Annotated in this window: 7 protein-coding genes, 1 tRNA gene and 1 pseudogene; 5 read left to right on the top strand and 4 right to left on the bottom strand. The window is 49.1% G+C overall.

The window, feature by feature from the left end; genetic code table 11:
* Positions 1 to 4 precede the first annotated feature (4 nt).
* Positions 5 to 1,213: pseudogene (locus tag KNV97_RS06825) on the bottom strand (malate:quinone oxidoreductase); the annotation flags it as partial.
* 1,285 nt (positions 1,214 to 2,498) lie between these two features.
* Here KNV97_RS06825 and KNV97_RS06820 point away from each other — a divergent pair.
* Entirely contained in the window at positions 2,499 to 3,005 is a 507-nt protein-coding gene (locus tag KNV97_RS06820; protein ID WP_136482323.1) for a Fe3+-citrate ABC transporter substrate-binding protein, read from the top strand.
* Positions 3,006 to 3,110: 105 nt separating this feature from the next.
* Here the strand turns inward: KNV97_RS06820 and KNV97_RS06815 are convergent, their stop codons facing one another.
* Together KNV97_RS06815 and gltX are read right to left on the bottom strand one after the other, a co-directional pair.
* A complete protein-coding gene (locus tag KNV97_RS06815) occupies positions 3,111 to 4,079 on the bottom strand; it encodes an OmpA family protein (protein WP_136482321.1) in 969 nt (322 codons plus the stop codon).
* A gap of 329 nt (positions 4,080 to 4,408) precedes the next feature.
* Positions 4,409 to 5,836, bottom strand: a complete 1,428-nt coding sequence (gene gltX / locus KNV97_RS06810) for a glutamate--tRNA ligase (RefSeq protein WP_136482319.1) — start codon at positions 5,834 to 5,836, stop codon at positions 4,409 to 4,411.
* Positions 5,837 to 6,057: 221 nt separating this feature from the next.
* Here gltX and KNV97_RS06805 point away from each other — a divergent pair, with 221 nt between their 5' ends.
* The 3 genes from KNV97_RS06805 to KNV97_RS06795 all read left to right on the top strand — a co-directional run bounded on the left by KNV97_RS06805 (position 6,058) and on the right by KNV97_RS06795 (position 10,432).
* Positions 6,058 to 8,820 (top strand): heavy metal translocating P-type ATPase, encoded by a 2,763-nt coding sequence (locus KNV97_RS06805; protein ID WP_218562775.1) that lies wholly within the window; start codon positions 6,058 to 6,060, stop codon positions 8,818 to 8,820.
* Positions 8,821 to 8,835: 15 nt separating this feature from the next.
* Complete coding sequence (locus KNV97_RS06800; RefSeq protein WP_218562774.1) at positions 8,836 to 9,279, top strand: DUF411 domain-containing protein; 444 nt, start codon at positions 8,836 to 8,838, stop codon at positions 9,277 to 9,279.
* 280 nt (positions 9,280 to 9,559) lie between these two features.
* Positions 9,560 to 10,432, top strand: coding sequence for a TraB/GumN family protein (locus tag KNV97_RS06795; RefSeq protein WP_218562773.1), 873 nt, complete (start codon positions 9,560 to 9,562; stop codon positions 10,430 to 10,432).
* Positions 10,433 to 10,880: 448 nt separating this feature from the next.
* On the opposite strand, the gene KNV97_RS06790 is transcribed toward KNV97_RS06795, so the two are convergent.
* Positions 10,881 to 10,957 (bottom strand) — tRNA-Pro (locus KNV97_RS06790).
* Positions 10,958 to 11,463: 506 nt separating this feature from the next.
* Here KNV97_RS06790 and smrA point away from each other — a divergent pair.
* Positions 11,464 to 12,042, top strand: coding sequence for a DNA endonuclease SmrA (smrA, locus tag KNV97_RS06785; RefSeq protein WP_136482311.1), 579 nt, complete (start codon positions 11,464 to 11,466; stop codon positions 12,040 to 12,042).

Below are 12,042 nucleotides of genomic sequence, written 5' to 3'. Positions count from 1 at the left end.
TGGCCCGCTGTCCACAGTTTCCAGTCTTCTTTTTCGCGTTCGGATAGTACTTCTGCAGTTCGGCAAAACGGTCTTCATCATCCTGCAGTACCTGGCCAATCAGGTAAGTCACCAGATTAAAGTTATCCAGCCCCACATGTACCATCGGCATCAGGTTGTCCGCAGTAGTCGAACTCATAAGATCCCACAGTGAACCGTTTTTCAGGAACTTGGTTGAGAAGGTAGCGAACGGACCAAACAGGATCACTTCTTTACCATCAATACGACGCGCATCCAGGTGCGGCACCGACATCGGAGGCGCGCCCACTTCAGCCTGACCGTACACCTTGGCCAGATGCTGTTGCACGACTTGCTGGTTTTCCGTGATCAGGAACTGGCCACCAACCGGGAAACCACCATAGTTATCCGCTTCAGGAATACCCGATGCCTGCAGCAGCGGCAAAGACGCACCACCAGCACCAATGAAAACGAATTTAGCGTGGATCTGTTTTTCCTGCTCACCGTTGGCCAGATCAGCCACGGTCACTGTCCAGCTGCCGTCTGTATTCTGTTTCAGACCACGAACCTCCGTTTGCAGTTGCAGGTCAAAGTTAGGTTGCGATTGCAGCGATCTGACCAGTTGGCGAGTGATTTCACCGTAGTTTACATCCGTACCGAGTACTGAGCGGGTAGCCGCCACTTTCTGATTCGGATCGCGACCTTCCATAACTAAAGGTGCCCAGGCTTTGATCTGTGCCGGATCTTCTGAATAGTCCATACTCTGGAACAGCGTATTCTTCTGCAGTTCAGCGTAACGAGCGCGCAGGAAGTTAACGTTGGTATCACCCCAGACGAAACTCATGTGATTCACACTGCGGATAAAAGATGCCGGGTTATGCATCACTTGCTGCTCAATCTGGTATGCCCAGAACTGGCGACTGATCTGGAAATCTTCGTTCACCTTCACCGCTTTGGTGACATCGACGCTACCATCCTGCATTTGCGGCGTGTAGTTGAGTTCCATCAGTGCCGAGTGACCGGTACCTGCGTTGTTCCAACCATTCGAGCTTTCTTGGGCAACATTGTCCAGACGCTCAACCATGGTCATGTTCCACTCAGGCTCCAGCTCCTGCAGGTAGGTGCCCAGAGTCGCACTCATGATCCCGCCACCAATCAGCAGCACATCAACCGGTGAATCATTATCGTCAGCATACGCTGACGGAAAAGATGTCATGCTGGCAACAGCAAACAACATCATGACTAATTTTTTCATAAAGACACTGACCTTAAATATAAAATTAAGCAGCCGAGGAAAACCGCCTTTGCTCTAAAAAAGCACGGATAACAAATGGATATTAAGTAGGTAATCTGTCAACAACACATCAATAAATCATCATCGTAGTCATATGCCTTAAAACAATGACAAAAATAATTCATAGCGCAACACGACCAGATTTAAATTAACATTATTAAAAATAAGCAACGTTATATTTTGAATAAAAGCACGTTGTACAACTACTCAATAAAAATTAACCAACCATGACTTAGCAGCCATTAAAATAAGATTTCACTTATTTAGTTTTGACTAAACACACTGTAAACCACAGTGTCCTTCCTTGGGGCACGCAAACTACCATAGCAAAAATGTGAAGTAAACATACAAAGCAACAACAAAAGCTTCACTATTTTTTTCTTTTTTAAATAATTCACTATATAGAACAACATTCTATATATTAGGTCACTTAAAACATCACAATATAAAAGGTTATTTACTAAAGAATAAACCACCAGACAAATTCAAAACAATAAATACTAAAATACCAGTACACATAGCCGAATTTTTCTGATTAATCGCTGGGTTTTCATGCTTTTTTCTGACTAGATTTAGCTTCTTTCAGGGGATGTATTTATATCCGTACCAATCATAAGCAGGAAGAAATAAACGGGACACGCCCCTTTACGCCCTCCAGCTTGGATTAAACTCCAGACGATGGATAGGTGGCTCTCAGCCATTGCGCGTTGCCAAGCAGAGCCTCAACAGACAACACATGGTTGGCTGAGCCATTACATAGATATGATGAATGGTTTTGTGATTTAGCGCTGCTACCGTTTCTCATTAATGAGAGTTCATTTAATTTCCTTCATCGATAGTAAAGCAAGTTTAGGACTTCTCCCTCTCCACTCACACCAAAAAATAAGCAACTACACTCTTATAAAATAATCTCTCCTGCCTAAATGATCCGCGGTAAAAATAACAACCCACGCCATTAACCCTGTCCGTTTAGTGGCTAATTTCCAGGCCAATTCGTTGTTTTTTATGCGGAGTCTTTTTTGCAAAGATGTGTGTCCAGTTCCATTTCTAAACTTGCGTGTCCCTTTTGTGGCGGGGGCCAGCTTCATTTCGCGCAAATCTGACATCGCCCTGATGAAGGGCGATCAGTTTCCCCCTATTCTGTCGCTACTATTCTTGGGAATTTATTCTACTATTACTATTAACAATATTATCTATAGCATCGCGTATGACAAAGAGTAACCTGGAAACCAACACTGGTCACCGCTTTATCTCTAAAGCCAAGACGGCGTACAAGATTCACATTCACACCCCTGATGATAAAGTTTTGCATCGGTCGGTGGGCTACATCCGAATTGGTGAGAAAAAGGGATTAAAAAAAGCAATCAAGATGCGTAACGAGCTTGGACGAGAAATGTGGGGCCAGCACTGGCGACGTATCCTGAAAGACCCGTACCTGATGACCCGACTGCCGCACAGTCTGGAGCCTAAAATCATATATAAACCGCGCCCGACTCAGGATAACCCGGACTGCCGTGATGCCTGTTACATCGCAGCCTGGCGTCACTATGATGAAAAAGGTCGCTGCACGTTCAAAAGCGTGGTCTGCTCTATCAATAAGCATGGCAAATTAGCCGCTTACACTAAAACTAAAAAGGCTCTGCTGGAAGCCCATAAAGACTGTCTCGATATACTGGTTTATATGGGCCGTTTAAACAGTATTGATCTCAAATAACCCGTTCGGATGATATTGTTACAACGAGGTTCAACTGAATACCCGTCAAGCGAAGACAATGAAAAAGCCCACCATTTTGGTGGGCTTTGTGCTAACAATCGCCGATTATTCTTGCACTTGGTAATCAAATGCCGGAATCACGATTTCTACGCGGCGGTTTTGCTCACGACCTTCTGCAGTCTTGTTCGAAGCAACCGGGTTGCTTTCCCCCTGACCTGTCGCTTTGATACGAGAAGCTGCAATGCCTTTTTCTTGCAGTGCTGTCGCGACAGCCTGAGCACGTTTCTCAGACAGTTTCTGGTTGTAGGCTTCAGGACCGCTTGAGTCGGTGTGACCGGTCACTTCTACTTTTGCCTGTGGGTGTTCATTCATGAAGACCACCAGGTCATCCAGCTGAGCTTTTTTCTCAGCACTCAGCGATGCGCTGTCGTTAGCAAAGGTTTTGCTGTCCAGACGCTGGAACTCAAAAGTTTTAGTCACGATTTGTGGCTTAGGTGCTGGAGCTGGCTCTGCAACTGGTGCTGGTTTCACAGGAGCCATGACCGGTGCTGGCTCATCATTACCACCAAAACGGTAAACCAGACCCAGAGTGGTTGTATGTGCTTTGGCACGTACAACGTCATTATTAATGTCACTCAGGTATTGATACTCAAGACGAACACCAAGATTGCTGGTTGCTGCATATTCCAGACCCGCAGCACCCAGGTATGAGTAGTCAGAAGAGTGGCCGTAGAATACACGTGCACCACCGACTTTACCGTACAGATCGAGAGAATCCGTCAGGCCGACACTCAGTTTAGGTGCAATTGTAAATGCTTCTGCAGTGTCACGATCAATGCCTGCACCGTTAAATTTACCCAGGTAATCGTAACCACCTTCCAGAGCCAACCAGTCATTGAAGTTGTAACCGACTAAAGCACCTGCCGTTGTACCATCCAAATCACAGGATTCAGTATTGTGACACGCATCATCAAGCCAGGTTTTACCGACTTTACCGCCAACATACACATCGGCCATAGCGGCCGTTGATGCGACTAACATTGACGCGGATACCATTGCTGCTAACTTTTTCATAACCATTCCTTACGGTTCATTATTGTGATTGTAAGACTCGCGACTTTAACGTCTGTGTGAACCTGTTCATTACCGACTTCCCGTTAAAAAGCGGGCCTTCGCTATTAACTATAATGAATAGCATTGAAAAGTTGCATATGGATTTGGTTAAGTTTTGTTAGTTTTCTGCGAATTCTCAGATATAAACGCTTGCAAACCGAGAACTTATCTCAAATGCAGTCCAAATGATAAGAGGAGAAAATAAAAAAACCGCAGCCATCAGCTGCGGTTTTGCATTGAGGTTGGACACTGACCGGGCTGATGTTGCATCAACCGGTGAGACATTATCCTTACTGGGCGTTCGCTTCGCGCTCTTCGATGTACGCCAGTGCCAGCTTGATACGAGCAATCACTCGCTCTTTACCAATCAGCGTCATCACAGCATCCACTGAAGGCGACTGACCACCACCGGTCACGGCAACACGCAGTGGCATACCGATTTTACCCATGCCGATTTCCAGCTCTTCACATACAGCAGCAATCACCTGATGCAGCGCTTCACTACTCCACTCTGTCAGGGCTTCAATCTTGCTCAGCGCCAGTGCCAGAGGCTCTTTCGCGACACCACGCAGATGTTTCTTCGCTGCGCCTGCTTCAAATTCAGAAAAGTCTTCGAAGAAGTAACGCGACTGCTGTGCCAGTTCAACCAAAGTGTGGCAACGCTCACCCACCAGCTTAACAATGTCAGTCAGTGCCGGGCCATTGTCTTTGTTGATGCCCTGGTGATCAAAATGCCATTCCAGATGCTTAGCAACATGTTCAGGTGACGAGGTTTTGATGTAGTGGTTGTTCAGCCACAACAGTTTGTCAGTGTTAAACGCAGAGGCCGATTTAGAAATAGCATTCAGGCTGAACAGCTCAATCATCTCTTGCTGAGAGAAGATTTCCTGATCGCCATGACCCCAACCCAGGCGCACCAGGTAGTTGATCAGTGCTTCTGGCAGATAACCTTCGTCACGGTATTGCATTACAGACACCGCGCCATGACGTTTAGACAGTTTGGCGCCATCGTCGCCCAGGATCATTGCACAGTGAGCAAATGTCGGGATAGTCGCACCCATTGCTTTGTAGATGTTGATCTGACGAGGCGTGTTGTTGATATGGTCTTCACCACGGATGATGTGGGTAATGCCCATGTCTACGTCGTCAACAACAACACAGAAGTTGTACGTTGGCGAGCCGTCTGTACGACGAATGATCAGATCATCCAGCTGGTCGTTACGGATTTCGATACGGCCACGGATCTGGTCATCAAAGACCACACTGCCTTCTTTCGGGTTGCGGAAGCGGATAACACAAGGATCCCCCTCTTTTGCCGCTTCGTTGACCGCTTTGATCTTCGGATGGTTCGCATCGTAACGAGCCATCTCTTTGTTCGCTTCCTGCTCAGCACGAATTTCGTCCAGCAGCTCTTTTGAAGCGTAACATTTGTAAGCTTTGTCTTCGGCAAGAAGCTGTTCAACCACTTCATTGTAACGGTCAAAGCGCTTCGTCTGGTAGTAAGGACCTTCATCCCAATCCAGTCCAAGCCAGCTCATGCCTTCCAGAATGGCATCTACTGCTTCCTGAGTTGAACGCTCAAGGTCAGTATCTTCGATACGCAGTACAAATTCTCCGCCCTGACTTTTTGCATAAAGCCAAGAATACAGTGCGGTACGGGCACCACCTACGTGAAGAAAGCCAGTTGGGCTGGGAGCAAAACGAGTCTTAACCGTCATTATGATTTACCTTTGTCTGGAACTTCTGCTGAGAGTTCAGCATGCGCGAAATTTTGGCCAGTATTCTAGCACCCACAGCTCCCAGTCCACAACGTTGATTGGCATATTCAACTGCGCTTTAGCCCGGATGGACCTGAAAAGTTGCCCGTGACGAACAAAGCTTGACCTTGCCGCAAGGGGAAGGTTTATCCTGCTATTATTAAATATCGGAGGGGAAAACCATGAGTCATTTTACTTTAAGTTTATCGGGTTTAAATTGCATGGGCTGCGCACGTAAGCTTGAGCGCCGCATTAATGAAGATTTCAGCGCCGAGATTCAGACTCTCTCTCCGACCTTTATCGAACTCGATGTCGATGCATCGCTGGATCAAGTGCTTGATAGTGTCGAATCACTGGGCTATCAGGGCGCAGAGGCTCTCGAATTTGAGCTGCAAGGACTGAGCTGCGCGGGATGTGTGAACAAACTGACCAAACAGCTCGAACAGAGTAACCAGATTGCACGCCTGAAGGTAAGTAAAGACTCACTGTCACTCCGAACCACTTTAAGCGCAGATGACATCATCGCCAAAGTGGCTGAGGCGGGTTACCAGGCACAACTGACTGGCACAGCGGCAAGCTCTGAGACAGCCGCAGAAGTCAAGACAGACGCAGTCTCTCACACCGCCTCCGCTCCTGACTCTGACCAAGACACGCTGACAACGGCTGCCCAGTCTCAGCGTGACTCTATTACACCATCAGCACAGTCAAACGACAGGCAGGTCAGTACGCACTTACTAATCAAAGGCATGACCTGCGCCAGCTGCGTTTCGTCGGTGGAAAAAGCGCTGACCTCCGTTAGCGGTGTCGACCGCGCGCAAGTTAATCTGGCAGAACAGAGCGCACTGGTCATCGCAACCCAGGACGTCACCGCGCAATTAGTTGCCGCTGTGCAAAAAGCCGGTTATCAGGCTGAATCCGTCGATGACCCGGCCGAACAGCAGCAAAAACAGCAGGCGCAACTTGAGCAGGTGAAAAAAGAGCATCAACGCAGTGCTCTGGCCGGCCTGATGGTCGGTGTGCCACTTATGGCCTGGGGCGTGCTGGGCGGCAATATGATGATCCGGTCCGGCAGCGATCAGATCGCCTGGGGTATCATCGGCTTACTATGCCTGGCGTTACTCGCCACTGCCGGACGCAGCTTTTTCAGCAGCGCCTGGCAAGCACTAAAACATGGCCGCGCGACGATGGATACTCTGGTTGCACTTGGCACCGGCGCTGCCTGGTTTTATTCCGTTCTGGTGGTCGTATTTCCGGACTGGTTCCCGCCCGCTGCACGCCATGTCTACTTTGAGGCCACAGCAATGATCATTGGCCTGATTTCACTCGGTCATTACATCGAAACCAGTGCCAAAGCCCGGACGACCCAATCGTTACAAGCACTGATTAACCTGCAGCCACAACAAGCGACTCTGATTGAAGGCAACACCGAGCGCACGATCGCGGTTGCAGACATCAGCCAGGGTATGCAGTTGCGGATCAAACCCGGTGAAAAAGCTCCGGTGGACGGTAAAGTCCTCGAAGGCGATTCGTATATCGATGAGTCAATGCTAACCGGCGAACCGATCCCAGTACACAAATCCGCCGGCGATAATGTTTCCGCCGGAACCATTAACCAGGACGGCAGCCTGATCATCACCGCAACCGGGACAGGCTCGCAAACCATGCTGGCCAGAATTATTCAGATGGTACGTCAGGCACAAAGCAGTAAACCTTCAATCGCGAAAATGGCTGACCAAATTTCCGCGGTATTTGTACCGACCGTGGTCGCCATCGCTCTGCTGGCTGCCGCCATCTGGTTCTGGGCCGGTCCTGAACCTCGCGCCAGTTACATGCTGGTGATCGCCACCACGGTTCTGATTATCGCCTGTCCTTGTGCTCTTGGCCTTGCCACCCCACTGTCAGTGACCGTCGGAGTCGGTAAAGCCGCGGAAATGGGCATACTGATCCGTGATGCCAACGTACTGCAAAGCGCCAGCAAGATAGACACCGTGGTGTTTGATAAAACCGGCACCCTGACCGAAGGTAAGCCTGTCGTACAACAAGTGGTCACCTTGCAGGGCGAAGAGTCCGTGATGCTCAGTCTGGCTGTTGCGCTGGAGCAACATTCAGAACATCCACTGGCCAAAGCGATTATTGACTACGGCAAGCAGCATCAGGTTAAAGCGGCGGCCATCTCTCAATTTAATAATTTGCGAGGCCGCGGGCTGGAGGCGCAGTATCAAAATCAAAAAGTCCAGGTCGGGTCACTGGATCACTTCCAGCACAGCGGGATTAACCTCGACACAGCCCAGCAAACGCTGCAGGAATTTGCCCGTCAGGCCTGGACCCCCGTCGCCATTGCCTGTCAAGGACAGTTACTTGGACTTATCGCTATTGCTGACCCGATTAAGCAAAGCGCGCAGCAAGCCATACGCGCCCTCAACGAGATGAAGATTCATACCGTGATGCTGACCGGTGACCATCAAAGCGTGGCAGATGCGATTGCCAGAGAGCTTGGTATCCATCAGGTGATTGCCCAGGTGCTGCCGGATCAGAAAGCGCAGCAAATAGAGCAGTTGCAAAGTGAAGGCCGCCGTGTTGCCATGATTGGTGACGGCATCAATGATGCACCGGCATTAGCACAGGCAGATATCGGTATCGCGATGGGCAGCGGCAGTGATGTGGCCATAGAAAGCGCTCAGATGACGTTGCTTAACTCCTCACCACTGGCTGTCGTCAGCGCTATCGAACTGTCCCGGGCCACCGTGAAGAACATGAAACAAAACTTACTGGGAGCCTTTATTTACAATACATTAGGTATCCCGATTGCGGCCGGCGTGCTCTACCCTACGTTCGGCTTTTTGCTCAGTCCGGTGGTCGCAGGCGCAGCGATGGCGCTGTCTTCAATCACTGTGGTCAGTAATGCCAACCGACTGCGCTTGGTGAAAACTCGTTTTCATTCCTGAATACAAGAGGCAACTATGAATAAATACTCACTCGGACTTGCACTGTTGTTTGCGTTTTCCGGCCAGGCGTTAGCCACCGATGTCATCAACCATAAGTCCCCTTACTGTGGCTGCTGCGGCGAATGGGGCAAACATATGCAAGAGCACGGTTTTAATGTTAAAGAACAGCAGCACAACAATATGAATGACATTAAGCAGCAACTGGGGATCACTCCACAGTTAGCATCCTGCCATACGGCTGAAATCAATGGTTATGTGTTTGAAGGGCATATCCCGGCTGAAGATATCAAAGCGTTCCTTGCCAATCCGCCGAAAAATGCCAAGGGGCTGGCAGTACCCGGCATGCCTATGGGGTCTCCGGGCATGGAGTATGGCGATCAGAAAGATGCCTACGTGGTGTACGCCTTTAACGAACAAGGTCAAAGCTTCAAATACCGGCAATACCCCGCCAATCAGTAATGTTCAGCCTATCAGCCCTGCCTTGTGCAGGGCTTTACTTTATTGTGTATCCACATACTTTACGGGACAGGCACCATCACCTCGCTGAGTTTTGTTACCATTGGCCTGCCGCTGGTAAAGGCGAGTCTCCTCGTTAAGACATTAGTCTCCTCGTTAAGACAAGGATGTGTGTTCCGCGTAAAATAAAGGCGGTGTCCCGCTTAATAACAGTCATAACAAGTCGACCTTTACCTGCGGGTTCCGGTAAGGTAATTATATTCAAATACGCAAGGAATACGTTATGACAGGGATCTCCCGCATTATCGCCACATGCTGCCTGTTGGCCGCTTTCTCTCTTCAAGCCGAGCCTCTCTACTGGCAAGCCAGTAAAGGCGATCTTCAACTGACTATTTTCGGCTCGATTCACGTTGGCGAGCCGAAAATGTATCCCTTGCCGCAGCCTGTATACCAGGCTCTGCAGGACGCAGACGGCTTAATCGTTGAAGCCGATATTCGCGACAATCAACATATCCGCTACCCGAGCGGGCAACCGAGTGCTGAGCAAGTTTTATCGGATGAGCAGGTTTTTATGCTGGATAAGGTGGTTAAAGATCTGGGTCAAGACGGTAAAGTATTTCGCCAGCTTGCACCATGGAAAGCCGCTTTATCAATCCAGTTACTGCAACTGCAACAACTCGGCTTTCATCCGACGCAAGGCGTCGATGCCGTACTGATGGACAAAGCCATCAAAACCAATAAACCCATCGTGGCCCTGGAATCGGTCCAGTTTCAGGTTGATCTGCTCACCAAGCAACCCGATGCGGGTCAGGAGATGCTGACGGCCCTGCTTGACGACTGGGAAAAAAATCAGGCCATGACTGAATGCATGATCGACAGCTGGATTGCCGGCGACGCCGACAATCTAAATTCAATGGCACAGCTAACCGAGATGTCCCCTGAACTGGAACAAGCCATGGTGCAAAATCGCAATCGCGACTGGGCTGACAAGCTGGCCAGCGGCCAGTTGCTGCCCCAAAGTCAGGGTCAATATCTGATGGTAGTAGGAACCCTTCACCTGGTCGGCCAAGACAGCCTGCTGAGTATGCTGCAACAACGCGGCTTTACCGTACACAAACGCAATCATTCCCAAGCGGCAGATTGTCAGTTTTATTAAGTGAGTGAAGGTCTAGGGTCTAAAATTCAAACACACTAGCAACGAAAAAGCCCCGTCATTTCTGACGAGGCTTTAAATGTGGCCGGTGAATGAGGAATTCGACGCGGCTGGGCTTCCAGCCCCCGACCGCTATGCTATGAATTCTCATTTCAAATTCCAGAAAAACGAAAAAGCCCCGTCATTTCTGACGAGGCTTTAAATGTGGTCGGTGAATGAGGAATTCGACGCGGCTGGGCTTCCAGCCCCCGACCGCTATGCTATGAATTCTCATTTCAAATTCCAGAAAAACGAAAAAGCCCCGTCATTTCTGACGAGGCTCTAAATGTGGTCGGTGAATGAGGGATTCGACGCGGCTGGGCTTCCAGCCCCCGACCTCTATGCTATGAATTCTCATTTCAAATTCTAGAAAAACGAAAAAGCCCCGTCATTTCTGACGAGGCTTTAAATGTGGTCGGTGAAGAGGGATTCGAACCCCCGACCCTCTGGTCCCAAACCAGATGCGCTACCAAACTGCGCTATTCACCGGGAACGTTGTGTATAGTACGGATTCTGGTTTTTGGTGCAAGCCCTTTAGCAGACTTTTTTTGCATTTTTGCTTTGTTCGCTTAAAACTCAATCAAACACAAAAAAATGTGACTAAAAACACAGCAATATAAACATTGTCGCAACCTCTGCAACATCATTGATCCAGATCAGTGTCGTCTCCCCCAACAGATTTTACCTTAGTCCTGTCTTCGAACGCTTTGGAGGGAATACAGACTGACAGCTCAAGCTCCTATTGGGTAATGCAATTAGGAAAATTGTCTTGAAGCTCTGGGTCTGGTGCTGTTACCCAGCGATTCCTTTATTTGTCAAAGTCATGAACGACAAATCTCCTCACTAGATCGCTTAGCTGCTATTGCAAAATAGAATTTCGCTATGCACCGGAGTAGGTAACTTGTCTGCTCCGGTTTTTTATTATTAGTCGTTGATCACCCACACCATTCCGTTGGTATAATCCTGATATTCAATAATGATTTCGAGATGCGATTATGTCTCAGGATGATTTCGAACTGTTTCAGCAGATGATGGGAGACGTCAAACCCATCACACAAGACACCGCTGAACTGAAAAAGCACCACACCATCACCGAAGGTCAGCTGGCCAAGCGTGAAGCGGCCATGAGCCTGTCCGAAGACGACCCTGAGTATCTGTCGGTCGACTTCGCGCCGATGCTTAAACCAGACGATATCATTGAATTCAAACGTGACGGCGTCCAGGAAGGCGTTTTCCGCAAATTACGTCTGGGCAAATATCCGGTTCAGGCTCGCCTCGATCTGCATCGCAAAACGCTCAAACAAGCACGCGATGAAGTGGTCAACTTCCTCAGGCAGTGCATGCGCATGGATATCCGTACGGTGCTCATCGTACATGGCCGCGGTGAAAAGTCTAATCCGCCAGCCATGATGAAAAGTTATGTTGCTAATTGGCTCAATCAGATTCAGGACGTGCAATGCGCTCACTCAGCGCAGCGTTTCCATGGCGGCAGTGGCGCGGTCTACGTCCTGCTGAAAAAGAGCGCCGATAAAAAAAGTGAGAATCGCGAACGCCATCAGAAACGACTTGGCTAA

This window comes from Vibrio ostreae (genome assembly GCF_019226825.1).
Taxonomy (GTDB): Bacteria; Pseudomonadota; Gammaproteobacteria; order Enterobacterales; family Vibrionaceae; genus Vibrio; species Vibrio ostreae.
This window is presented reverse-complemented; position numbering and strand designations above follow the sequence as displayed.

Bases quoted from the DNA above. Each gene is read 5' to 3' on its own strand.
- KNV97_RS06820 (WP_136482323.1), top strand. From the start codon at position 2,499: ATGACAAAGAGTAACCTGGAAACCAACACTGGTCACCGCTTTATCTCT.
- KNV97_RS06815 (WP_136482321.1), bottom strand. From the start codon at position 4,079: ATGAAAAAGTTAGCAGCAATGGTATCCGCGTCAATGTTAGTCGCATCA.
- gltX (WP_136482319.1), bottom strand. From the start codon at position 5,836: ATGACGGTTAAGACTCGTTTTGCTCCCAGCCCAACTGGCTTTCTTCAC.
- KNV97_RS06805 (WP_218562775.1), top strand. From the start codon at position 6,058: ATGAGTCATTTTACTTTAAGTTTATCGGGTTTAAATTGCATGGGCTGC.
- KNV97_RS06800 (WP_218562774.1), top strand. From the start codon at position 8,836: ATGAATAAATACTCACTCGGACTTGCACTGTTGTTTGCGTTTTCCGGC.
- KNV97_RS06795 (WP_218562773.1), top strand. From the start codon at position 9,560: ATGACAGGGATCTCCCGCATTATCGCCACATGCTGCCTGTTGGCCGCT.
- smrA (WP_136482311.1), top strand. From the start codon at position 11,464: ATGTCTCAGGATGATTTCGAACTGTTTCAGCAGATGATGGGAGACGTC.